At 67.0% G+C, this 23,875-nt stretch carries 22 protein-coding genes; 7 read left to right on the forward strand and 15 right to left on the reverse strand.

Annotation, left to right across the window (positions count from 1 at the left end):
* Window positions 1–139 precede the first annotated feature (139 nt).
* Together CR919_RS12365 and CR919_RS12370 are read right to left on the reverse strand one after the other, a co-directional pair.
* Window positions 140–889 carry a TerC family protein gene (locus CR919_RS12365; RefSeq protein WP_099820261.1) on the reverse strand — a complete coding sequence of 250 codons (750 nt, stop codon included), beginning with the start codon at window positions 887–889 and terminating at the stop codon, window positions 140–142.
* Window positions 890–922: 33 nt separating this feature from the next.
* Window positions 923–1,318 (reverse strand): diacylglycerol kinase, encoded by a 396-nt coding sequence (locus tag CR919_RS12370; RefSeq protein WP_025877898.1) that lies wholly within the window; start codon window positions 1,316–1,318, stop codon window positions 923–925.
* Window positions 1,319–1,541: 223 nt separating this feature from the next.
* On the opposite strand from CR919_RS12370, the gene CR919_RS12375 reads away from it, so the two are divergent.
* A complete protein-coding gene (locus CR919_RS12375) occupies window positions 1,542–2,240 on the forward strand; it encodes an SGNH/GDSL hydrolase family protein (RefSeq protein ID WP_099820262.1) in 699 nt (232 codons plus the stop codon).
* Window positions 2,241–2,482: 242 nt separating this feature from the next.
* Here the strand turns inward: CR919_RS12375 and CR919_RS12380 are convergent, their stop codons facing one another.
* From CR919_RS12380 to CR919_RS12390, 3 genes are all read right to left on the reverse strand, one after another.
* Window positions 2,483–3,754, reverse strand: coding sequence for a HAMP domain-containing sensor histidine kinase (locus CR919_RS12380; protein ID WP_099820263.1), 1,272 nt, complete (start codon window positions 3,752–3,754; stop codon window positions 2,483–2,485).
* Window positions 3,755–3,904: 150 nt separating this feature from the next.
* Window positions 3,905–4,618 (reverse strand): response regulator transcription factor, encoded by a 714-nt coding sequence (locus CR919_RS12385; protein WP_002811889.1) that lies wholly within the window; start codon window positions 4,616–4,618, stop codon window positions 3,905–3,907.
* A 90-nt stretch (window positions 4,619–4,708) separates the two neighbouring features.
* Window positions 4,709–5,356, reverse strand: a complete 648-nt coding sequence (locus CR919_RS12390; RefSeq protein WP_099820265.1) for an arylesterase — start codon at window positions 5,354–5,356, stop codon at window positions 4,709–4,711.
* 75 nt (window positions 5,357–5,431) lie between these two features.
* Between CR919_RS12390 and CR919_RS12395 the strand changes: the two genes are divergently transcribed.
* On the forward strand, window positions 5,432–6,079 hold the full coding sequence (locus tag CR919_RS12395; RefSeq protein WP_033832045.1) for an ATP-binding cassette domain-containing protein: 648 nt from the start codon (window positions 5,432–5,434) through the stop codon (window positions 6,077–6,079).
* Entirely contained in the window at window positions 6,076–8,589 is a 2,514-nt protein-coding gene (locus CR919_RS12400) for an FtsX-like permease family protein (protein WP_099820266.1), read from the forward strand. Before CR919_RS12395 ends, CR919_RS12400 begins: the two co-directional genes overlap by 4 nt.
* Window positions 8,590–8,675: 86 nt before the next feature.
* Here the strand turns inward: CR919_RS12400 and CR919_RS12405 are convergent, their stop codons facing one another.
* From CR919_RS12405 to CR919_RS12435, 7 genes are all read right to left on the reverse strand, one after another.
* Window positions 8,676–9,071, reverse strand: coding sequence for a hypothetical protein (locus CR919_RS12405; RefSeq protein WP_099820267.1), 396 nt, complete (start codon window positions 9,069–9,071; stop codon window positions 8,676–8,678).
* Window positions 9,065–9,823, reverse strand: coding sequence for a hypothetical protein (locus CR919_RS12410; RefSeq protein ID WP_243380119.1), 759 nt, complete (start codon window positions 9,821–9,823; stop codon window positions 9,065–9,067). Before CR919_RS12410 ends, CR919_RS12405 begins: the two co-directional genes overlap by 7 nt.
* Complete coding sequence (locus tag CR919_RS12415) at window positions 9,820–10,755, reverse strand: DUF6607 family protein (protein ID WP_099820269.1); 936 nt, start codon at window positions 10,753–10,755, stop codon at window positions 9,820–9,822. The genes CR919_RS12410 and CR919_RS12415 overlap by 4 nt, the downstream gene beginning before the upstream one ends.
* Before the next feature lie 72 nt (window positions 10,756–10,827).
* Window positions 10,828–11,430: a Hemin transport protein gene (locus tag CR919_RS12420; protein ID WP_099820270.1), complete on the reverse strand. Its 603-nt coding sequence runs from the start codon at window positions 11,428–11,430 to the stop codon at window positions 10,828–10,830.
* Between the two features lie 4 nt (window positions 11,431–11,434).
* Window positions 11,435–13,621: a TonB-dependent hemoglobin/transferrin/lactoferrin family receptor gene (locus CR919_RS12425; protein WP_207761035.1), complete on the reverse strand. Its 2,187-nt coding sequence runs from the start codon at window positions 13,619–13,621 to the stop codon at window positions 11,435–11,437.
* A 152-nt stretch (window positions 13,622–13,773) separates the two neighbouring features.
* Window positions 13,774–13,968: a hemin uptake protein HemP gene (locus tag CR919_RS12430; RefSeq protein ID WP_005412278.1), complete on the reverse strand. Its 195-nt coding sequence runs from the start codon at window positions 13,966–13,968 to the stop codon at window positions 13,774–13,776.
* Window positions 13,969–14,165: 197 nt separating this feature from the next.
* The gene (locus CR919_RS12435; RefSeq protein ID WP_099820271.1) at window positions 14,166–15,137 is read right to left on the reverse strand and encodes an aldo/keto reductase; all 972 of its coding nucleotides are present in this window, start codon (window positions 15,135–15,137) and stop codon (window positions 14,166–14,168) included.
* Between the two features lie 193 nt (window positions 15,138–15,330).
* Here CR919_RS12435 and CR919_RS12440 point away from each other — a divergent pair, with 193 nt between their 5' ends.
* The 4 genes from CR919_RS12440 to CR919_RS12455 all read left to right on the forward strand — a co-directional run bounded on the left by CR919_RS12440 (window position 15,331) and on the right by CR919_RS12455 (window position 19,795).
* Window positions 15,331–16,629, forward strand: a complete 1,299-nt coding sequence (locus tag CR919_RS12440) for a nucleoside transporter C-terminal domain-containing protein (protein ID WP_025877855.1) — start codon at window positions 15,331–15,333, stop codon at window positions 16,627–16,629.
* Between the two features lie 25 nt (window positions 16,630–16,654).
* A complete protein-coding gene (locus tag CR919_RS12445) occupies window positions 16,655–17,620 on the forward strand; it encodes a ribokinase (RefSeq protein WP_099820272.1) in 966 nt (321 codons plus the stop codon).
* A 341-nt stretch (window positions 17,621–17,961) separates the two neighbouring features.
* Entirely contained in the window at window positions 17,962–18,957 is a 996-nt protein-coding gene (gene dusB, locus CR919_RS12450) for a tRNA dihydrouridine synthase DusB (protein ID WP_099820273.1), read from the forward strand.
* Between the two features lie 10 nt (window positions 18,958–18,967).
* Window positions 18,968–19,795, forward strand: coding sequence for a class I SAM-dependent methyltransferase (locus CR919_RS12455; protein ID WP_099820274.1), 828 nt, complete (start codon window positions 18,968–18,970; stop codon window positions 19,793–19,795).
* 90 nt (window positions 19,796–19,885) lie between these two features.
* On the opposite strand, the gene CR919_RS12460 is transcribed toward CR919_RS12455, so the two are convergent.
* The 3 genes from CR919_RS12460 to CR919_RS12470 all read right to left on the reverse strand — a co-directional run bounded on the left by CR919_RS12460 (window position 19,886) and on the right by CR919_RS12470 (window position 23,581).
* Window positions 19,886–20,920 (reverse strand): metal-dependent hydrolase, encoded by a 1,035-nt coding sequence (locus tag CR919_RS12460; protein WP_099820275.1) that lies wholly within the window; start codon window positions 20,918–20,920, stop codon window positions 19,886–19,888.
* A 154-nt stretch (window positions 20,921–21,074) separates the two neighbouring features.
* Window positions 21,075–21,875 carry a UDP-2,3-diacylglucosamine diphosphatase gene (locus tag CR919_RS12465; RefSeq protein ID WP_099820276.1) on the reverse strand — a complete coding sequence of 267 codons (801 nt, stop codon included), beginning with the start codon at window positions 21,873–21,875 and terminating at the stop codon, window positions 21,075–21,077.
* Window positions 21,872–23,581 carry a lysophospholipid acyltransferase family protein gene (locus tag CR919_RS12470; protein WP_099820277.1) on the reverse strand — a complete coding sequence of 570 codons (1,710 nt, stop codon included), beginning with the start codon at window positions 23,579–23,581 and terminating at the stop codon, window positions 21,872–21,874. The genes CR919_RS12465 and CR919_RS12470 overlap by 4 nt, the downstream gene beginning before the upstream one ends.
* Window positions 23,582–23,875: the final 294 nt, after the last annotated feature.

The following is a 23,875-nucleotide window of genomic DNA, read 5'->3' on the forward strand; positions in this document are numbered from 1 at the left end:
GCGCGGGAAAACAGTGTTGATCCCGATTCACAAGTGGCGGGCAGGTCGGCCATCCGGGTAGCGCCGGGCCATGCCCGGCGAGCGCAGCGGGGCCCGGAAAACAGAACCCCCGGCGCTGGCCGGGGGTTCGGGGTAATGCTTACCAGTCGCCGGCACCCGGCACGTGGTGTTCGCGTGCGCGGCGGCGCATCAGCAGGTTCAGCCACTCCACCAGCACCGAGAAGCCCATCGCGGCGTAGATGTAGGGCTTGGGCACGTGCACGTCCAGGCCGTCCAGGATCAGCACCGCACCGATCAGCAGGATGAAGGCCAGGGCCAGCATCTTCACGGTCGGGTTGGCGTCGATGAAGCGGCCCAGCGGGTTGGCGGCCAGCAGCATCACCGCCACCGACAGCAGGATCGCAGCCACCATCACCGGCACGTGGTCGGCGATGCCGACGGCGGTGATCACCGAGTCCAGCGAGAACACGATGTCGATGATCGCGATCTGCGCGATCACGTAGCCAAACACGGCCGAGGTCTTGGTGGTGGTCGGATCCTCGTCCTCGCCACCGGAGATCATTTCCTTGATCTCCATCCAGCCCTTGATGATCAGGAACAGGCCACCGACGATCAGCACCAGGTCGCGGATGGAGATGCCCATGCCGGCCACGGTGAACAGGTTCGCCTGCATGTGCGCCAGGTACGCCAGCGACACCAGCAGGCCGATACGGGTGATGCACGCCACCGCGATGCCGAGGCGGCGCGCGAACGGGCGGCGCTCTTCGGGCAGCTTGCTGACGGCGATGGAGATGAACACCAGGTTGTCGATGCCGAGCACGATTTCCAGCGCGCTCAAGGTGAACAGGGTCAACCAGACATTCGGATCGGCGAGAAGCTCAAGGGACATGGGAAGTCTTCAACAAGGGGGGAGGAAGAAGGATCAGCCGACGCTGGCCGGGAACAACCGCGGCACCAGCACCAGGGCCCAGCACAGCAGCACGTTCATCATCAGCACGAACACTGCCGCCGAGCCCATGTCCTTGGCACGGCCGGCCAGTTCATGGATTTCCGCGCCATAGCGCTCGATCACCGCCTCGATGGCCGAGTTGGCCAGTTCCATCGCCAGCACCAGCAGCATCGAGCCGATCATCAGCGCGCGCTCCACCGGTGTCTGGCCCAGCCAGATCGCCAGCGGCGTCAGCAGCACCAGCAGGTAGACCTCCAGCCGGAACGAGGACTCGTGCAGCCAGGCGGCTCGCAGGCCCTGCCAGGACCAACGGGCGGCCTGGAAGATGCGGCGCGGGCCGCGGGGCATGTGGCCGAACTGATCAGCCACGGGTGAAGGATCCAGCAACAGAGGCGCGGCGCAGCGACCGCTCAGACGCACGGCAGGGAATCATGGGTGCACAGGGATAGGCAGACAGCCCCCATTTTGCCACAAGGGCGGCAATGGCAGCCCGGAAGCCCCGCCGGGAGGCCCTGCGAACGGCCCAGCACGGCCAAGCGCAGGGCCGGACCAGCTTCTATGATGGATGCCCCCTGCCCTGCCGGAGTGCCTGATGACCCGTCCCCGCACCTGCCTGATCCTGCTTGGCCTGCTGGCCGCGCCGCTGGCCCAGGCCCTGAGCCCGCCGGCGCCGCCGCAGGTACCCGCGCAGGTCTCCAACGTGGCCTGGGCCGCCGACATGGCATCCTTCGCCACCGCCGACCGCACCAATCCGCCGCCGCGCGGCGGCATCGAATTCATTGGCAGCTCGTCCTTCCGCATGTGGGACAGCCTGGCCGAGGACTTCCCGGGGCAACCGGTGTTCAACCGCGGCTTCGGTGGCTCGGAAGTACGCGACAGCACCTGGTACGCCGGCCAGGCCATCGTGCCGTACGCGCCGTGCAAGGTGTTCTTCTACGCCGGCGACAACGACCTCAACAGCGGCCGCAGCGCGACCCAGGTACGCGACGATGTGGTGGCCTTCGTGCAGCGCGTGCATCGCGACCTGCCGAAGACCAAGGTGGAGTACGTCTCCATCAAGCCCAGCCCGTCGCGGGCGCACCTGCTGCCGGCGATCAACGACGCCAACGCGAAGATCAAGGCTGCGCTGGCGAAGCTGCCCAACACCGGCTACACCGACATCTACACCCCGATGCTGGGGGCCGATGGACAGCCCGATGCCTCGCTGTTCCGCGAGGACATGCTGCACATGACCCCGGCCGGCTATGCGATCTGGACCAAGGCGCTGGCGCCGAAGGTCAACTGCAACTGAGTGATGCTGGGGTTGCCGGCCAGCGGCCGGCACTACCGGGACGCTTCATCCACGCATGGCGTGGATCTACTGCAGATCGCGGAACCTGTCGAAGGCGGGGCGCTGTGGGTTTGCAGGACCGTTGGCGCCATGGATGGCGCCATCGAGCCCCCATGGATGGGTTTACGGCGTGTCCTGCAAACCCACAGCGCCCCGCCATCCCACGGAATGTCCGCTGTTGCTGTTGCTTCGCAGCCCGGCCCTCAGCGGAAAATCACCGTCGCCTCGGTGCCCTTGCCCAGCTCGCTGGTCAAGCTGACCTTCCAGCCGAAGCGTTCACACAGGCGACGCACGATCGACAGGCCCAGGCCCGTACCCTGCGGACGGCTGGGATCAGCACGATAGAACGGCTCGAATGCACGCGACAGCGCGTCGGCGGACATGCCGATGCCGGTATCGCTTACCACCACCCGGTCGTTGTGCACGTGCACGTCGATGCGACCTTCGTCGGTGTAGCTGCAGGCGTTGCGCACCAGGTTGCTGACCACCACCTGCAGCACCCGCGGCGGTGCATGCAGCTGCACGGCTGCGTCACTGTGCAGGTGCACCGCCAGTGGCCGGCCCACCAGCAGCTCGTTGGCGTTGTCCACTTCGTAGCGGACGATGTCGCTGACGTCGAACAGTTCCACCTGCGGCTCGACGTCGGCCTCGCGGGCCAGGATCAGGAACGCATCGATCACCGCTTCCATGTCCCGCCCGGCACGCTGGATGCGCTGCAGGCTGCGGCGCAGGCGCGGCTCCAGGCTTTCATCGCCCAGCGCCATGTCGCTGGCCACCCGGATGACCGTCAGCGGCGTGCGCAGTTCATGGCTGGCATCGCGGGTGAAGTTGCGTTCGCGTGCCACGTGCGCAGTCACCCGGTTGGCCAGCGAATGCAGCGCCGCCGCCAGCTGCCGGGTCTCGCCCTGCATGTCCGCGGGCAGCTTGTTCGGCTCCAGATCGGCCGCTTCCGGATGACCCGGATCCCAGCGCGAGACGCGCCGCGCCAGCCAGTTCACCGGTGACACCAGGCGTTTGGACGCGCGGTAGGTGATCCAGGAGGCGCCATACACCGCCAGCAGGGTCAGCAGCACCGGCACGATGCCGAACCAGAACGCCAGCATCTCCGCGCGCGAGCGCAGGAACACCAGGTACAGGCGGCCCTCTTCGCGGGCGTCGACCAGCACCAGCTGATCGTCGTCGGGCAGTTCGTGGAAACCCGGTTCCAACGTGCGCAGGTTGGCGGGCAGCGACAGGCTCGATTGCCCGCGTTCCAGCAGGTAGCCACGGATGTTCTGGGTATTGGGCGGCGGCTGCACGGGCGAGGCCTCGTGCAGCGTCCAGTAGTACGCCGCTTCTTCGCGCAGGGCAGCGCCGACCAGGCTGTGCTTGATCACCAGCGAAACCAGCCAGGCGCCCAGCAGGATACCCAGGCTGGCCAGCACGGCTTGCAGGATGAAGGCGATACGGATCTTGCGCGGCAGGCCGTGCGGCATTGCGGTATCCCGGTCAGAGCGCTGCGATTATAGGCAGCGCGCTGTGCCGTGATCGTGCATGGACGATGACGACCGGGCATCCGGAACGTTCACCCCTTCCCTGCCGACCACAGCCGTGCCGGTTCTGCTGCAACACCGGCACGACGTCGATCAGGCCATCGGCTGGGCGATATCGGCGATGCGATAGCCCGCGCTCTGCACGGTGTGCAGCAGCGGCCGATCAAACGGCTTGTCGATGATCTTGCGCAGGTTGTACAGGTGGCTGCGCAACGTGTCCGAATCAGGCAGGCCGTTGCCCCAGATTTCGCGCTCGATTTCCTGGCGGGTGACCACACGCGGCGATTCGCGCATCAGGATGGTCAGCAGGCGCAGGCCGATCGGCGACAGCTGCAGCTCGGTGCCGGCACGCGTGGCACGCATGCTGACCGGATCGAGCACCAGGTCGGCGACCTTGAGCACTTCCGAACCGACCTGGCGACGTTCGCGGCGGATCAGCGCGCGCAGGCGGGCTTCCAGTTCCTGGATCGCGAACGGCTTGGTCAGGTAATCATCGGCACCAAAACCAAGGCCGGTGAGCTTGTCATCCAGCGTGTCACGCGCGGTCAGCATCAGCACCGGGGTCGACTTGCGCGCATCGTTGCGCAGCCGGCGGCACACTTCGATGCCATCCAGTCGCGGCAGCATCAGGTCCAGCACGACCACGTCGTAGCTGTTCTCGGCAGCCAGACGGTAGCCGTCCAGGCCATCCTGCGCATAGTCCACCTCGAAGCCACGGCCTTCCAGGTACTCCCCGATCATCTCGGAGATGTTGCGGTTGTCTTCGACTACCAGCACCAAGCCGGAAGTCTCCTTCGTCTGACGCATGAGAATCCCTTTTTCTTCAGCTTTGTGAAACATGCCCGATCGACGGTGCACGCGATGTGAAGTTGCGTCAATGAAAAGAAGATGGCGTGCTCACAGCAGCGGTTTCAGCAGCGGCCATACGTTGTCCAGCACTTTCGGCTGCGCCTGCGCGGTCGGGTGCAGGCCATCGGCCTGCATCAAGCCCGGCTGCAGGGCCACGCCTTCCAGCAGGAACGGCAGCAACGGTACCTTGTACTGGGTGGCCAGGGCCCGGTACGCCGCCGCCAGGCGCTGGCGGTAGCCGGGCCCATAGTTGGGCGGCACGTCGATGCCCAGCAGCAGCACCTTGGCACCGGCCTTCTGGCTGGCCTGCACCATTTTTTCCAGGTTGCCCTGCACCTGCGCCGGGGTCAGGCCGCGCAGCGCATCGTTGCCGCCGAGGGCGATCACCACCACCGTGGGCTTCTCCCGCGCGAGCAGGCCCGGCAGCCGGGTCAGCGCGCCGGCGGTGGTTTCCCCGCTCATGCTGGCGTTGACGATGCGCGGCGGAGTTTTCGACTGCTGCCTGACCCGCTGCTGCAGCAGGCTGACCCAGCCTGCGTCGGCCGGGATATTGTGGGCGGCACTGAGGCTGTCACCGAGCACCAGCACGGTACCGGTGGCCGGACCTTTGGCACACGCCAGTGCCGGCAACAGCAGCAACCCTAGCAACAGCACCATCATTGCGCCGGCTTGCCGGCTCCATCCCGTCTTGTGCATTGGAGTCTCCTCATCGACAGCCTGTCCCCCCGCAGCGCGCCCGTCGCCATCGCCGTCGACCAGGTCGGCAAATCCGTGCATGGCCCGGAGGGTGAAGTCCACATACTGGACAACATCACCCTGACCGTCCATGAAGGCACCAGCGTGGCCATCGTCGGCGCCTCCGGTTCCGGCAAGACCACCCTGCTCGGCCTGCTGGCCGGGCTGGACCTGCCCAGCCGCGGCCGCATCACGCTGGCAGGCCAGGATCTGACGGCATTGGACGAAGAAGCCCGTGCACAACTGCGCGCCCGCGACGTCGGCTTCGTGTTCCAGAGCTTCCACCTGCTGCCGGCGCTGACGGCGGCCGAGAACATCGCGCTGCCGCTGGAACTGGCCGGGCGCGAGGACCGCACGCGGGTGGACGAGGTGCTGGCTGCGGTCGGGCTATCGCACCGCGCCCGCCACTATCCGCGGCAGTTGTCCGGCGGCGAGCAGCAGCGTGTGGCCCTCGCCCGCGCGTTCGTCAGCCGCCCGCGCATCCTGTTCGCCGACGAGCCCACCGGTTCGCTGGACCAGGCCACCGGCCAGCACATCAGCGATCTGCTGTTCGAACTCAATGCCGGCAGCGGTACCACGCTGGTGCTGGTCACCCACGACCTGCGCCTGGCGCAGCGCTGCCAGTACATCCATCGCATCGACAACGGCCGCCTGCAGCCGGTGGAACATGGAGTGGACGCATGAACCTGCTGCGGCATGCGTGGCGCGCACTGCGCCGCGAAGCCCTCGCCGGTGACCTGCTGACCGTCTTCGCCGCCCTGGTACTGGGCGTGGCGGTGATGACGGCGGTGGGCACGCTGGTCAACCGGGTCAACCTGGCCCTGACCGGTAGCGCCGCGGAAATGCTCGGCGGCGACCTCGGCGTGTCCGGGCGCGATGACCCGCCTGCGGCATTCGCCGACGAGGCGCAGCGACGCGGCCTCGCGCACACGCGGCTGGCCAGCTTCGGCAGCGTGCTGTTCCAGGGCGATGCCAGCCAGATGGCCAGCATCAAGGCCGTGGAAGCAGGCTATCCGCTGCGTGGCGCGCTGCGCGTGCGCGCCACGCCGGGCGGCGCGCTGATCGCCGATGCCGGGATGCCGGCCAAGGGCCAGGCCTATGCCGATCCACGCCTGCTGCAGGCGCTGGGCCTGAAGGCCGGCGACGATCTGGAATTTGGTGCAGGCACGCTGCGCATTGCCGGCATCATCGAATCCGAGCCCGATGCCGGCGGCGACCTGCTGACGCTGTCGCCGACCCTGTTGGTCAACCGCGCCGATGTGGAAGGCACCGGCCTGCTCGGCCCCGGCAGCCGTATCAACTACCGGCTGATGTTCGCCGGCCCGGCCACCGATATCGCTGCATTCCGGCAATGGCTGCTGCCGCAGGTGAAGGGCATGCGCCTGCTCAGCGTGAACGATACCCAGCGCGGGGTGCGCCAGGCCTTCGACCTGGCCGGTCGTTTCCTCGGCCTGAGCGCGCTGCTGGCGGTGCTGCTGGCCGGCGTGGCCACCGCACTGGCGGCCAACCGGTTCGCCCTGCGTCGCATCGACCAGGTGGCGATCCTGCGCTGCCTGGGCGCACGCCAGCGCGACATCCTGGCTGGCCTGGCCCTGCAGCTGCTGATGCTGGCCGTGCCGGCCTGTGCGATCGGCATCGGCCTGGGCATGGCGGCGCAGGAAGGACTGGTGCAGGTACTGGGCAGCCTGGTGCCGCAACGCCTGCCGTTGCCCGAAGCGATGCCTGCGCTGACCGGCGCGGGGATTGGCCTGTTGCTGCTGTTCGGCTTCGGACTGCCGCCGCTGCTGCGCCTGCGTGGCGTGCCGCCGATGCGTGTGCTCAACCGCTCGTTCGCCGCCTTGCCGCCTGCTTCGCTGTTGGCCTATGTGGCCGCACTGGCCGCCAGCCTGGTACTGGCGGTGCAGGTCACCGGTGATCTGAAGCTGGCCCTGTGGGTGCTGGGTGGGCTGGCCGGGCTGGCGGTCGCCGCAGGCGTGGTCGGGTTCCTGCTGCTGCAGCTGCTGCGTGGCCTGCAGCACCGCCTGCACGGCAACTGGCGATTGGGCCTGGCGGCGCTGACACGGCGGCGGATGCTGGCGGTGATGCAGCTGGTGGGGCTGTCTCTGTCGCTGTGCGCCCTGCTGTTGCTGGCGGTGATCGGCCCCGGCCTGCTGCAGCAGTGGCGCGAGCGCCTCCCCGCGGACACGCCGAACTACTTCCTGATCAACATCCAGCCCGAGCAGCGCGACAGCGTGCTGGCCGCGCTGCAGGGCCTGGGTGCGGATGATGCCAGCATCGAACCGATGGCCACCGGCCGCCTGATCGCAATCAACGGCAAACCACCGCTGCGGGTGGACCGCACGCCGGCCGACGACACCCAGCCGCAGGGCGAAGGACAGCGCGACGACGATGACGAGAACCGGCCACTGAACTTCAGTTGGCGCAGCACGTTCCCGCCGGCCAACACACTGGTCAACGGCACGTTCTGGAAACCGGACAGCACCGCCGCCGAGGCATCCGTGGAGATCGGCTGGGCCAAGCGCTATGGCGTGTACCCGGGTGATCGCATCACCATTGCGGTGGGCGAACAGGAGCGCGAGTTCACCGTCACCAGCGTGCGCAAGGCCGACTGGAACACCTTCCGGCCGAACTTCTTCGTGCTGTTGAACCCGAATGCGGTGGGCGATACGCCGCACAACCTGCTGTCGGCGTTCCACCTGCCGGCGGGACAGGCGGCGGGTCTCGGGGCCCTGGTGCGCGCGCAGCCGAACCTGTCGCTGCTGGACGTGGATGCGGTGATCTCGCAGGTGCGCGATGTGATGGAACGGGTGGCGCAGGCGGTGCAGCTGGTGATGGTGTTCAGCCTGCTGGCCGGCGTGCTGGTGCTGCTGGCGGCACTGCAGGCGACGGCTGGCGAGCGCCGCTATGACAGCGCGGTGCTGCGCACGCTGGGTGCAACGCGGCGCCAGCTGCGTGGCGCGGTACTGGTCGAGTTCGGTGCGCTGGGCGCGCTGGCGGCGCTGTTGGCGGTGGGTGCGGCAGCGGTGATAGGCGTGGCGGTGTCGCAGAAGGTGTTCGAGCTGCCGCTGCTGCCGCCGTGGCCGGGTCTGCTGCTGGGTGGGCTACTCGGTATTGCGCTGAGCCTGCTGGCCGGCTGGTTGGGCACGCGGCGGATCCTGCACACGCCCCCGGCATTGGCATTGCGCGAGGCCTGACGCTGTTGTGAAAGCAAAGGCATCCACGCATGGCGTGGATCTACCAGCGATGGCCCCAGTAGATCCACGCCATGCGTGGATTCGGGTCACGACGCCTGTTGTTGCGCCCAGGCCAGGGCCGTGCCCATCGCGCGCTGCATGCCCGGCAACGTTATGAACAGGCAGAGCTCGTCCTTTTCGTCGTTGTCTCCCACCCGCTTATGGACTTCGCTGTATTCAGGCGAACTATCGAAAATGACGATACGGACGATGTGGCCGCTGGGCAGGTGCTTGGCGGAGAAGATCGGGTTGGCATCGCGATCCTTGGTGCCATCGACGAAGAAGGTGTTGTAGTGCGGGCTGCGAAAGTCTCCAACACGCAGTCCGGCCGCTTGGATTCCGGTCGCAAAGGTGTCGAGGAAATGCTGTTCGAGACGATCATAGATCTGCGGATCTGACAGATAGGTTTCGAACATCAGGCGTTCTGGCACGACCATCAGCACGCCTCATTTCCATGCATTGGAATCGCATAGACACGAACCACTTCGTAACCCGGAGGGCCATCGGTGCGGCTTTCGCAGAAGCGGAAACCTGCGAGCAGACCAGCATCTTCGAACACGGAGCGCACGGCGTCGATTTCCGTCGAGGTGTTCCTTCCGCATTTTTCCCCGCACCTGTTTCCAAACGCGATCCCCTCCGAACCCGGATAGCAGAAAACGTTGGGGAGCAGAACGCCATCCTCCGCCTGCAGCTCGAAGTCGGTAAAGCTCAATGCCAGAAACATCTTCGTGCCGGCTGGGTCGCGCGCGCTGCCGGCGATACGAACGGTCGCCAGCACATGCATGCAGAGACTGAGCAGATAGGCCGATGTCCATCGAGGTCCCAATCGCTCCAGCAAGTCATCGATCCGACTCAAGCGCGAAACAAGCGGCACCTCCTCGAAGTCATCGATTTCGAGGAAGAAGCTCTCGATGTCATCGCACGCTTCGCCGGGCAGCAGCTGACTGCAGAGAGTGGAGAGTTTCATCGACGGGGGAAGATCGTGGACAGCATGGGCTGCCCATCCTATCGCGTGCCCGCCTCTCGCAGAAATGCGCGAAAAATCGTGGTGAAACGCGTCATAGCCAGGCGCATTCGGCGCCAAACAACGCGGCACGACGCGTGGATGCCGGGTGCAATCACCGTCGGAGAGCGTGCCGAGCAAGCTCGGCACCCACCAGTGCAGTGCACGTCCGGCACCCTGCGCGCCGATCAACCTTCCTTCGGCGCCTTTTCCACGTACTTGGCGAAAACTTCGTCGATCTGGGTGTCCTTCACCTTCTTGCCGGCCTGCACGTCTTCGGCCTGAGTGAACAGCGGGATGATCATCGCCATGCCGTCGAGCTTGGTCTTCAGGTGCACGCCCGGGGCCTGGGTCAGGAAGCCGTCCCAACGCTGGCGCACCTTGCTCCAGTAGCCGGCAGTGGCCTTCCAGTAATCACGCGCCGGGGTGAAGTCGACCTCGGTGGTCCTGATGTAGTCGTTGAAGCCGAATTCGCGGGCGATTTCGACCTGGCTGCCATCAGCGTTGCGCTGCACCTTGGTGTTGAACTGCTCGTGGGTCCAGCCGTTCGGGGTGAGCGTGTGGCGGTTGACCACGGCCAGCGCGTTGTAATCGCTGCGCTTGGTGTACTCACGCCGCGGCAGCGGGCGCCAGCTGATGTCGCTGGTCCAGGTCGGCACGTTGTTGCCGTAGGTCCACGTGCCGGTGCCGCAGTAGCGCGGTGCATCGCTGACTTCGTACACGCACTGGGTCCAGGCGCCCTGGTTGGTCGCCGCCGGAATCGTGCGCACCTGCCAGGTCTGGTCGGCGCTGAACTCGAAACGGTTCGGCGCTTCGTACACCCAGTCCTGACGCCAGTGCTTGGTCACATGGCCGCTCTTCTCGTCCAGCAGCAGGTGCTGCAGCACGATGCGCTTCGGGCTGTCCTCGACCACGATCACCACTTCGTTGCCGCCGCTGCGCATGGCCGGTGCGCGCTCGTAGCCCGGCTTCAGCAGCACCGTCTCATCGAAGGCAAAATCCACCGTGTACTCACCCTGCATGGCCAGGATGCTGTCGTGGTCGCGGGCGATGTCGGAGGGCTGCGCGTCGGCGGCGCCACTGGCGGCGAGCAGCACCATCACGCTGGCTGTCTGGAACTTCATCGGGTCTTCCTTCGGGGTTGCAGGTTTCGTGGAAAGGCCATCCTGGCCAGCAGGCGATCCATCGCAATCAGGTCACAGGCGGACCAGCGGCAGGTCGCCGGGAGCGCGCGCGGCAGGGCGGCGTGCGGCATCGGCACAACAACAATCGTCGATCGCCAGTTCGCCTTCGGCGCCTTCGATGCGCGCGATCCGGCGCGCGGTGGCGGCTCCCAGCGACGACAACGTGGACAGGCTGGCAGCGAGCGTGCGGCCTTCGTCGGCGGCGTGCAGGCGCAGCGTGCACAGGCGCCAGCGTTGGCCGCCCAGGTGCCCGGCCAGGCGCCGCCACAGGCGCTCACCAACGCTGCCCTCGGCATCGTGCGAAGGACCGGGCGGCAGCGTCGCCACCAGCCGGTCCCAGGCCAGGAAATCACTGTCCGGCAACAGGTACAGGCGCCACACGCAGCGGCCGCGTGCATCGAGGAAGCACAGGCTTTCGCGCAGGCCCTCGCTGTCCACGCCCTGGCAGGCATGCACCGATACCGCCTGGCGCCAACCGCCCAGCTCGTTGCCATCGGCGTGGTACAGGCACAACACGGTGCCGAGCGCTGCCAGCTGTGCCGGCGCAGGCCAGGCCCGCAGCGACGAACGCGACAGGGAGGACGGCAGGCGACGTGCAGACAGGGCTCGGCTCATGGGATCACCAGGACACGGCAAGGCTGGCCGACAGAGTGCGGCCGGGGCTGGTATAGCGGTCCAGAACGGTGCTGCTGGCCGACAGGGTCGAGCCGACGTTGGACCAGTCGATGTAACGCTTGTCACCCAGGTTGAAGACACCGACGTTGAAGGTGGCGCCCGGGGCGAAGTTCCAGTGCGCCATCAGATCGGCCACGCCGTAGCCGGCCGGTCGATAGATGCTGGCCGAGGCCACGCGGTCCTTGCGCTTGACGAAGGTACCGGCCAGTTCGACGCCCCAGGAGTCGGTGTCGTACATCAGGCCGACGGTGCCGCGCATCGGATCGACCGAATCCAGCGGCACATCGGCGGTCTTGTTGTCGCCGCGCGACCACGCCACCGCACTGCGCAGCGCCCAACCCTGCAGCGCCGGGCTGATCTGGCCGAAGTCGACCCCGGCCTTCAGTTCGGCACCGTAGATGCGTGCGTCGGCGATGTTGCGCGACTGGAACACCATCAAGCCCTGCGCGTTGGTGCCCACCAGCGTCTGCGACTCGATGAAGTCCTTGTAGTCGTTGTAGTAGCCGCTCAGGCTCACGTACGCCGCCGGCGACAGGAAGCGCATGCCCAGTTCGACGCCGTCGCTGGTTTCCGGCTTCAGGTCCGGATTGGGAATGGCGGTGTAGCCGAAAGCGAAGTTGGTGAAACCGAGGTTGACGTCGTTGTAGGGCGGCGAGCGGAAGCCACGCGAGTAACCGGCAAACAGCGACCACGCGTCGGTGAAGCGATAGACCAGGCCGAACTTCGGCGACACGCTGGTCTTCTTCAGCTCCGACACGGCCACGCCGGGGTTGTCCTCGGCGAAGATGCTGTCCACGTCCGGCTTCAGTTCGTAGCGGTCCACGCGCACGCCCGGCACCAGCGACAGCTTGCCGTCGGCCAGGCGCATTTCATCCTGCGCGTACAGGCCCAGCTCGGTGGTCTTGCTGATCGGGAAATCGCGCACCGGGAACGCGTCGGGCAGGATCGTCGTGCTGACCACGCCACGGTTGCTGACCTGGTAGCCATCGCGCTTCTGGCGGATCTCGGTGCGGGCGCCATCGAAGCCATAGGTCAGCGCGTGTTCGACACTGCCGGTGCTGAAGGCCTTGTTGAACACCGCCTGCAGGCCATACACGCGCTGGTCGAAACTGAACTCACGATGGCGGCGGCTGCCATTGGCGCGCGCTTCATCGGTACGCTGCGTGGTTTCGCTGTCCTGCGTGTAGACCTGCCAGTGCAGGCTGTCGGCGAAGCCCTTGTCCAGCGCATCCATCTCGTGGGCGAAGGACACGCGGGTGCGGTTCTGCGTGTCGCGCGCCTTCATGCCGGTGGTGGTGGTGCGGTCGATCGAGGACAGCACGTCGGTATCGGTGTTGTCTTCGTTGCCTTCCACGGTCAGGCGGAAACGCTGGTCGTCGCTGGGCGCATAGACCAGCTTGGCCAGGCCGCTGCGACCATCGCGGTCCTGCGGGTTGGCCGCGGTGCGCGTGTTGTCGCTGCTGCGCACGTCGCCCTTGTTGTCGGTTTCCTGGCCCTGGCGGTGGTTGATGTTGACCATGCCGCTCCAGTGCTCGCCACCGAAGGCGCTGGTGACGCCGCCGAGCAGGCCTTTCCACTCGCCGTCGTAGCCGAACTTCAGGCCGACGTAGCTGTCCTTGCCATCCTTGAGGTAATCGGCCGGGTCCTTGGTGACGAAGGCAACCACGCCACCGAGTGCGTCCGAGCCGTACAGCGAGCTGGCCGGTCCGCGCACGATCTCCACGCGCTTGAGCGTGTCCAGGTCGGTGAAGTTGCGGTTGGCGTTGGAGAACGAGCCGATGTTGAAGCTGGTCGGCATGGCGATGCCGTCGGTCTGGATGCGCACACGGTTGCCGTCCAGGCCGCGGATGCGGATGCTGCCGAGGCCGAAGCGGGTGGCGCTGCGGCTGACCGACAGGCCCGGCTCGTAGCGCACCAGATCCTTGATGTCCTGCACCAGCTGCCGGTCCATCTGCTCGCGGTCGATCACATCGACGGTGGCAGCGACATCGCTGACCGCACGTTCGGTACGGGTGGCGGTGACCTGCACGCGATCGAACTCGCGCGCGTCGGGCGCGGCGTCGGCAGCAGCATGGGCGGACAGCGGCAGGGCCATCCACAGGGCAATGGAAAGGGCAGTCGGGCGGGTCATCGGCATCGTTCGGTCAGGCAGGGGAACCCCCGGCCACCGCCACGCCAAGCAGGCATGAACGGTAGACCGAGGGGGAGAGAGCAGGAGCGGACGGGTCGCCCACCCTGCCGGCGCGGCCGACAGGAGGGAGGGAGGCGGGCGACCAGACCGCGTTACTTGGTCAGGATCAGCTTGTCGTTGCTGGTATGACGCAGACGGTAGAAACGATCACCGTGCTGGATCAGGATTTCACGACGGCCCTTGAGCAGGGCTTCGCTGTCGATGACCTCTTCCGGCGGCACGACACGAACCGGGCGGTCGCGGAGGGTCAGCGTTTCGGGGCGCAGCAGTACAGGTTGAGCATTCATGAGCATCTGGACTCGTGCGAGGGACGAGTTAAATGATAATGATTCTCAGTTGACAATCAACAATCATTCTCAACTTAATTGATGGAATTAATGATCGAAATTAAAAATTCGATAGATTTCATCTATTGAAACGAGCCGAACTGGTCGAGGTAAGGCCGGCCAAGCGTGGGCTCGGCCCTACAACCTGTCCCCGGCCCTCAGGCGAATACGGCTTCCACCTGCGCCCAGCCGGTGTCGTCCACCTGCGCCAGCACGTCCAGCGCCTGCAGGTTCTGCAGCAGCTGGCTGACCCGGCTGGCGCCGAGGATCACGCTGGAGACGTTGGGGTTGCGCAGGCACCAGGCGATGGCCAGGCTGGCCGGGGCATGGCCCAGCTCGCGGGCCACGGCACTGAAGCGACGCACCCGGGCCAGGCGCTCGTCGGCGTTGTCGCCCAGCACCAGGTCCTGCAACCAGCTCATGCCTTCGCGGCCCAGCCGCGCATCGGCCGGCACACCGTCGTCGTACTTGCCGCTCAGCAGGCCCGAGGCCAGCGGCGAGAAGATCGTGGTACCCAGCCCGGCGGTGGCATACAGCGGCGCGTACTCCACCTCCACCCGCTCCCGATGCAGCAGGTTGTACTGCGGCTGCTCCATCGAAGGCGCCTGCAGGTTATGGCGCGCGGCGATGTCCACCGCTTGCTGGATCTGGTTGGCCGACCATTCCGAGGTGCCCCAATACAGCACCTTGCCCTGCCGGACCAGGGTATCCATGGCATGCACCGTCTCAGCGATCGGGGCGTCCGGATCCGGGCGATGACAATAATAAAGGTCCAGGTAGTCCACCCGCAGGCGCTTGAGCGCGGCGTGGCAGGCGTCGGTCACGTGCTTGCGCGACAGGCCACGCTGGGTCGGCCGCGGGTCCTTGGCACTGCCGAAGAACACCTTGCTGGACACGCAGAAGCCATCACGCGGCAGCCGCAGGTCGGCCATCACATCGCCCATCACCTGCTCGGCGCGGCCGTTGGCATAGCCCTCGGCGTTGTCGAAGAAGTTGATGCCATGATCCCATGCCGCCGCCACCAGGTTGCGCGCCTCATCGCGTGGCACCTGGTCGCCGAAGGTCACCCAGGCGCCGAAGGACAGGGCGGACATCGGCAGGCCGGTGGAGCCAAGGCGACGGTAGAGCATGCGATTCTCCTGCTGCGGGCCCGCATTCGGGCCGGGATCAAGCCACCATTCTACCTGTCCCGGCAGGCGCAACCCCTTGCTGTTGCTGGCCTGATCGGAGCCGATGGCCGCGCGCAGACCGCTTTTCCTTGCTCCGGCCCCTGCCCTGCACTAGGCTTCCCGTTTTTCGCGACGCCCCAGGGGAGTCACTCAGATGGTCGAAGGTTTGGGCAGGATCGGCTTCGGCCTGTTCGGTTTGGCGGTGCTGATCGGCATCACCTGGTTGTTTTCCAACAACAAGCGCGCGGTGGACTGGAAGCTGGTTGCCACCGGCATCACCCTGCAGATCGCCTTTGCGGCACTGGTGATCCTGGTACCGGGCGGGCGCGACGTGTTCGATGCGCTGGGCCAGGGCTTCGTGAAGGTGCTGAGCTTCGTCAACGAAGGTTCGAAGTTCATCTTCGGCTCGTTGATGGACGTCAAGAACTACGGTTTCATCTTCGCCTTCCAGGTGCTGCCGACGATCATCTTCTTCTCGGCGCTGATGGGGGTCATGTACCACCTCAACGTCATGCAGGCGATCGTGCGGGTGATGGCCTGGTCGATCACCAAGGTGATGCGCGTGTCCGGTGCGGAAACCACCAGCGTCTGCGCCAGCGTGTTCATCGGCCAGACCGAGGCACCGCTGACGGTGCGTCCGTACATCGCCAAGATGACCCAGTCCGAGCTGCTGACGATGATGATCGGCGGCATGGCCCATATCGCCGGCGGCGTGCTTGCCGCATACGTGGGCATGCTCGGCGGTGGCGATCCGGTGCAGCAGGCGTTCTACGCCAAGCATCTGCTGGCGGCCAGCATCATGGCGGCCCCGGCCACCCTGGTCGTGGCCAAGCTGCTGATTCCGGAAACCGGTACCCCGCTGACCCGCGGCACGGTCAAGATGGAAGTGGAGAAGACCTCCAGCAACATCATCGACGCGGCCGCTGCCGGCGCCGGTGACGGCCTGAAGCTGGCACTGAACATCGGTGCGATGCTGCTGGCCTTCATCGCCCTGATCGCCCTGCTCAATGCGCCGCTGACCTGGATTGGTGAAGTCACCGGCCTGGCGGCTGCGATCGGCAAGCCGACCGACCTGTCGACCATCTTCGGCTACGTGCTGGCGCCGATTGCCTGGGTGATCGGTACCCCGTGGGCCGACGCCACCACCGTCGGTTCGCTGATCGGCCAGAAGGTCGTGATCAACGAGTTCGTCGCCTACACCGAACTGTCGAAGATCGTGAATGGCCAGGTGCCGGGCATGAGCCTGTCCGACGAAGGTCGCCTGATCGCCACCTACGCGCTGTGCGGCTTCGCCAATTTCAGCTCGATCGCGATCCAGATCGGCGGCATCGGCGGGTTGGCACCGGAGCGACGCCACGATCTGGCCAAGTTCGGCCTGCGCGCGGTGCTGGGCGGTACCATCGCCACCTTCATGACGGCTACCATCGCCGGCGTGCTGACGCATTTCAGCTGAACCCTTGTTTGAGAAAAGATTCCCTATGAGCAGCAGTGTCGTTGTCGTCGGTTCCTTCAATGTCGATCACGTGTGGCGGTGCGAGTCGCTGCCGGCGCCGGGTGCGACCATTGCCGGCCGCTACAGCACCGGTCCGGGTGGCAAGGGCTTCAACCAGGCCGTTGCCGCCTGCCGCGCCGGCGCTGACACCAGCTTCCTGTGTGCGCTGGGCGACGATGCGGGTGGTGCCACCGCCCGTGACCTGGCCGCGCAGGATGGCTTCGCGCTGATCGCCGAAGCCAGCAGCGAGCCGACCGGCACCGCCGGCATCTATGTCGATGCCCGTGGCCGCAACACCATCGTCATCGGCCCGGGCGCCAACGCGGCGCTGAGCACCGACTTCGTGCAGCAACAGCAGGCCCTGCTGACCAGCGCCAAGGTGGTGCTGGTGCAGCTGGAATCGCCGGTGCAGACCATCGAAGCGGCGCTGGCCGTGGCCCGCGAGGCCGGTGTCACCACCGTGCTCAACACCGCACCGGCCGACGCTCCCTCGACCATCGGCCTGCTCAAGCTGGCCGACGTGATCACCCCGAACGAGACCGAGTTCGCTGCCCTGCTCGGCCGTCATGTCGGCGAGCGCGTGGATGCCAACGACGTCGCCGCGCTGGACGGCGCCAGCCTGCATGCGCTGTGCCGCAAGCTGGTCGGCAACGGCACGGTGGTGGTGACCCTGGGTTCGGTGGGCGTGTTCGTGTCGCATGCCGACGAGCACCTGCGTGGCGACGCCCAGCCGTATTACCGCGTGGGTGCCGAACAGGTGCAGGCGATCGACACCACCGGCGCCGGCGATGCCTTCAACGGTGCGCTGGTGGCCTCGCTCGCCCAGGTGCCGGACGCTCCGTTCGCCCGCCACGTGCGCTTCGCCAACCAGTTCGCCGGTCGTTCGACCGAGAAGGAAGGCGCGGCGGCGGCAATGCCGCGCTTCACCCCGGCCGACGCTGAAGTGAAATAACGCCACCTCCCTGCGGGGATGATGATCGGGCCCGGGCATGCAGATGCCCGGGCCTTTTCACGTTCATGGGCAAGGCCCCATCCACGCATGGCGTGGATCTACCGGGACGCGGGGCGCAACGGCGCCGTCCGACCGGGTCGGGCCCGTAGTAGATCCACGCCATGCGTGGATGCGCGCTACCGGTAGACCCAGCCGCCCACCATCACCCGCCCTTGGGGGCGACGGAAGCAACCGTCAAGCATCTGCTGATGCCCGTGCGGCATGAGGTCGGTCCGGATCGGCCTGAACCGGCAGGCCGCCCCCCCCCCGCCGGGGCGCCGGCCGCGCCCTACAATGGGCGCATGCAGATTGGCCCGTACTCCATTGCCCCCAACGTCGTGCTTGCGCCCATGGCCGGCGTCACCGACAAGCCCTTCCGCCTGCTGTGCAAACGGCTGGGCGCAGGTCTGGCCGCCTCGGAAATGACCATCAGCGACCCGCGCTTCTGGAACACGCGCAAGTCGATCCACCGCATGGACCATGCCGGTGAACCGGCGCCGATCAGCGTGCAGATCGCCGGTACCGAGCCGCAGCAGCTGGCCGAGGCGGCGCGTTACAACGTCGACCATGGCGCGCAGATCATCGACATCAACATGGGCTGCCCGGCCAAGAAGGTGTGCAACGCATGGGCGGGCTCTGCGCTGATGCGCGATGAGCAGCTGGTCGCGCGCATCCTGGAAGCCGTGGTCAACGCGGTGGACGTGCCGGTGACGCTGAAGATCCGCACCGGCTGGGACTGCGACCACCGCAACGGCCCGGTCATCGCCCGCATCGCCGAGGCCAGTGGCATCGCCGCCCTGGCCGTGCACGGCCGTACCCGCGACCAGCACTACACCGGCCAGGCCGAGTACGCCACGATCGGCGAGATCAAGGCCGCGTTGCGCATCCCGGTGATCGCCAACGGCGATATTGATTCGCCGCAGAAGGCCGCCTTCGTCCTGCAGCAGACCGGCGTGGACGCGGTGATGATCGGCCGCTCCGCACAGGGCCGGCCGTGGATCTTCCGCGAGGTGGCGCATTACCTGGCCACCGGCGAGGAACTGCCGCCGCCGTCGCTGGCCGAAGTGCGCGACATCCTGCTCGGCCACCTGCACGCACTGCACGATTTCTATGGCGAACCGCAGGGCGTGCGCATCGCGCGCAAGCACCTGGGCTGGTACGCCAAGGACCGGCCGGAGAATGCCGCGTTCCGCGCGGTGGTCAACCGTGCTGAAGATCCGGCCAGCCAGATCGCGCTGACCACCGACTATTTCGACCGCCTGATCGCCGGGGAACCGGCGATGTCTTCTGCTGCCTGAGCCCGCCATCATGACCCCGCCGATTTCTTCCCCGACCTACCTGCACGGGTTCTCCGGCACCGAGCAGCAGCGCCTGATGACCCAGGCGCGCCTGCTGGAATCGAGCATCTTCGGCCAGATCGATTACAGCGGCGCAAAGCGCCTGCTGGAAGTCGGCAGCGGCGTGGGTGCACAGACCGAGATCCTGCTGCGCCGCTTCCCCGAGCTGCACGTGACCGGCGTGGACCTGAGCGAGACCCAGCTGGAAACCGCACGCGAAAATCTGGCGCGCACGCCGTGGTGCAGCGACCGTTACACGCTGCAGCAGGCCGATGCCGGCGAACTGCCGTTCGAGGCGCGCACCTTCGATGCGGCCTTCCTGTGCTGGGTGCTGGAACACGTCCCCTCGCCCGCGCGCGTGCTGAGTGAGGTCCGTCGCGTGCTGGCCCCGGGCTCGCCGGTGTACATCACCGAGGTGATGAATGCTTCGTTCCTGCTTGATCCGTATTCGCCGCACATCTGGCGCTACTGGATGGCCTTCAACGATTTCCAGTACGACCATGGCGGCGACCCGTTCGTCGGCGCCAAGCTGGGCAATCTGCTGCTGGCCGGCGGCTTCCGCGATGTGCACACCGAGATCAAGACCATCCACCTGGACAACCGCGAACCGGCACGTCGCAAGACGATGATCGCGTTCTGGGAACAGCTGTTGCTGTCGGCGGCCGACCAGCTGCTGCAGGCCGGCACGGTGGATGAAGCGACGGTGGAGGGCATGCGCCGCGAGTTCCGGCTGGTGCAGAACGATCCGAATGCGGTGTTCTTCTATTCGTTCGTGCAGGGCCGCGCAACGGTGTACTGAGCGGTCCCGGCACTACCGATTGAAGCAGTAGAGCCACGCCATGCGTGGCTGCCGCCGCCGATGCACACCCTATCCACGCGTGGCGTGGATCTACTGTTCGGGTTCGTGCCAGATGCGCTGCCACATGGCCGACAACCGGCGACCGGCATCGGCACGCGCGGCCGGGCTGCTGTAGTCCACCCGCAGCTGCTCGGGCACGATCGCGCGCCACTGGCCGTCAACCTGCTCGGCCACCGCGAAGTTGAAGGTGTAGTCCGGCTCCAGGCCCATGCGCAGGTCGCTCAGCACCAGCCGGCCGTCCACCACCTGCGCGCGCATGAAGCCACGGTTGAACCACTGCAGACGCTGTACTGCTGGAATTCCCCCGGCTTCGCGCAATGCCTGCACGTTGGACGGATACCCCTCGAAACGCATCGGCGCGTGGTCGGCCACCAGCGAGCGGTCACCGACCACGTAGCCATTGGGGGTCATCGCCACCACCCGCCACAACAGGGTATTGAACGGCATCGGCACCGAGAACCGCGGCGCGTCGCCCAGGCCCATCGCGGCCAGGCTCTGCTGCGCGGCACGGTCGACCTGTGCCTTGGCGATCAGCCCCCAGCCCAGGTACGCACTGCTGAGCAGCAACGCAGTGCCAAGCACCTTGCCCGCCCACGGCCGCGCGCGACCGAACCAGGCCAGCACGCAGCCCAGCAGCAACCACACCGTGTAGCCGGGATCGATGATGAAGACACTCGAGCCCATCGCCGGATGCGGCTGCAACGGCCACCACAGCTGCGTGCCGTAGACGGTGAACGCATCCAGCACGGGATGGGTGACCAGCGCCAGCTGGATCGCCCAGAACCAGCGCACCGGTGACTGCGCCACCCGGCCCTTGCCGAAGCGCTTGAACAACCACCAGATCAACGCGGCTACCCACGGCAGCACCAGCAGCGAATGGCTGAAACTGCGGTGGTCGGTCATGTTCGCCACCGGGTCGGCGGCGGCAAAGCCCAGCCACAGGGCGTCCAGGTCCGGCAGGGTACCGAGCGCGGCACCGGCCAGCAGAGCGGCACGGCGGTGTCCGGGCGGGGCGATGGCGGCAGCGACAGCGCCGCCGAGAACGATCTGGGTCAATGAGTCCATCGGCCGATGCTAGCGGGTTGCGCGCGGTGTATGTAGAGCCGAACCCATGCTCGGCTGCGCTTCGTTCGGCGCCACGACAGCCGAGCCTGGGCTCGGCTCTACAGGGGGACACCTTGCACGCCCGTCGAGCATGGCTCGACGCTACAGGAGCGATTTACGCCGCCTGCGACAATCGCGCGCCGGGCAGCTCGACCAGTGTCTGCCCGTTGTGGTCCAGCAGCCGCAACGCGCCGTCGTGGTCCTCGGCCAACGCGGTCAGGCTCTCCACCCAGTCGCCGTCATTGGCATAGACCAGACCGTCACGTTCGATCAGCGCGGCGCGGTGGATGTGTCCGCAGACGATGCCATCCAGGCCGCGACGGCGCACATCATCCAGACCGGCCTGCACGAAACGCTCGATGTAGCGTTCGGCTGCACCGCTCTGGCGCTTCAGGAATTCGGACAGCGACCAGTAGCGCATTCCGAGTCGACGCCGCACCGCATTCAACAGATGGTTGCCGGTGAGGATGCGGTAGTACAGCCAGTCACCAAACCGCTCCTGCAGGCCGCCGAAGTGAGTGACACCGTCATAGTCGTCGCCATGCGCCACCAGCAGCCGGCGGCCATCGGCCGTGGTGTGGATCGCGCGGCGGCGCACCTGCATCGCCGGCAGCATCAGCCCACATACCTGGCGCAGCGACGCGTCGTGGTTGCCGGGGATGTAGATGATCTCGGTACCGGCGCGCCGCAGCGCGTGCAGGGCCAGGATGACCTCGCTGTGCGACTGCCGCCAGTTGGCGCGCCGGTGTGCCATCCACCACAGGTCGATGATGTCGCCGACCAGGTACAGGCGCTCGCAGCGCAGCGTGCCGAGGAAACGCGCCAGCTCGGTGGCATGGCAATGCCGCGACCCGAGATGCACATCGGAGACGAACACGGCGCGACGATGCGGTGCCAGGTTCGCCAGCGTGCTCATGCCGGCATCCCCGCATCGCGCAGGTAGCGTTTGCGCTTGTGTGGCCGGATCGCGTGCAGGTCGACTTCGATCAGGCCGTCGATCGAGTCGCTGAAATCCGGGTCGACGCCGAAGGCCAGGAACCGTGCACCGCCGGGTTCGCACAGGTCGGTGTACTGCCGGTACAAGGTGGGCACACCGGTGCCGAGCGCGGCGAGGTTGGCCTTGAGCACGTCGAAGGCGGCCGCCGCGTCCAGTTCACCGAAGCACGGTGGCGCGGCGAAATACTGGAACGGCCGGTTCGATTGCACCCGACCATCGGCCGCACCGTAGTAACGCTGGTAGTAGGCCACCAGCTGCTCGCGTGCGTCGCGTGGCAAGGCGGCGCTGATCGACACCGCACCGAACAGGTAGCGGATGCCGGGCTGGCATTGCAGATAGGCGCCGATGCCCTGCCACAGATAATCCAGGCTGCGGCTGCCCCAGTAGTCGGGCACCACGAAGCTGCGGCCCAGTTCCAAGCCTTCGGCAATGCGTGGGATGGCATCGTCGGAATAGAGGAACAGCGAAGCGCTGTAGAGCCCGGCCAGGCCCCGGCGCGCCAATGCCTGCGCGCCACGCATGATCCGGTAGGCGCCGGCGATGCGCTGGGCGGTGCCGTCCCAGATCACGATGTGCTGGTAGTGCAGGTCGAAGTCGTCCAGGTCGCGACTGCGCCCCGTGCCCTCGCCCACCTGGCGGAAGGTCAGTTCGCGCAGCCGCCCCAGCTCGAGCAGCAGTGGCGAATCAGCCGCGCAGCGGGCCAGCAGGATCTGTTTGCCATCGGCGGTCTGCCCCAGCACGGTGGCGGCGGCAATCCCGGCGGCGACCTGTGCCGGCGGCACCGGCGCGGCCAGCGGCTCGGGCCCTGCCGGACAGCCTTCGGCAACCGGCGCAGTGCGCCCCAGGGCGTACACCGCGCGGCGCACCGCCAGCAGCTGCGCGCCGGGGTCACCCTGCCCCAGCTGCATCGGTTCGCCGATGCGCAGCCGCAGCGGCCGGCCACGGCGGGCAAACATCTCGCGTGCCAGCAGGGCCGTACCGGCCGGCTTGAACAGGGTCGACGCGCCGTAGAACAGCGCCGAGTTGCGCGCTTCCACCCGCACCGGCAGTACCGGTGCGGCGGCGGCGCGGGCAAAACGGACAAACCCCCGCTGCCAGCGACCATCGCGGATGCCGAGCAGCGACAACCGCGAGACCTCGCCAGCCGGGAACACGATCACGCACTGCTCGGCCGCCAGCGCCTGCTCCACCGCCTGCAGGCTGGTGCGCTGGACCTTGCCACCGAGAATGCGGACCGGCAGCAGCAGGTCCTGCAGCGGCCCGATCGCGCCCAGCAGATCGTTGGCGACGATGCGCACGTCGCGGCGGATGCGGCCGACCGCATCCAGCAGGGCCAGGGCATCCAGCGCGCCGGAGGGATGGTTGGCCACGATCAACAGGCGTCCGGTGGCCGGGATCCGCGCCAGCGCGGCAGGGTCGACGTGGTAGCGACCCTCGATGAACTCCAGCCCGGCGGCGACGAAGTCGAAGCCGCGCACGTCGGCGTTGCGGCGCAGGAACGCCTCGATCCGGTCCAGCCGCGACCAGCGTCCGACGCTGCGCAGCAGGGGCCGGGCCAGTTGGCCGCGACGGCCATGGAACCAGTCGGGATAGCGTTGCTGCAGACGCTGTTCGAGTTCCTGCATGGCGTGTCCACTCCTGCCCGGCGGCCGGGTTGGCCGAGAGCCTGCGCCCGACAGGCGGCAGCCAGATGGCGGTTTGGCGGCAGAATGATGACGGCGCCTGCACCGGCCCCTCCGGAGCCTGGCGGGGGCGGCAATGGTCACGCCAGTGGAACACTGCCTGTGCACGATGCCCCCGCAATGCCCGCCAGGCCTTGCCCGGGCGGGCACAACACCTTAACCACCGGCAACCCATACCGGTTCACAATGCACAGGCGGCGCACCCCGTGTATCATTCGCGCCCATCTTTCCATCCGA

Source organism: Stenotrophomonas sp. LMG 10879 (assembly GCF_002750935.1).
Lineage (GTDB): Bacteria > Pseudomonadota > Gammaproteobacteria > Xanthomonadales > Xanthomonadaceae > Stenotrophomonas > Stenotrophomonas lactitubi_B.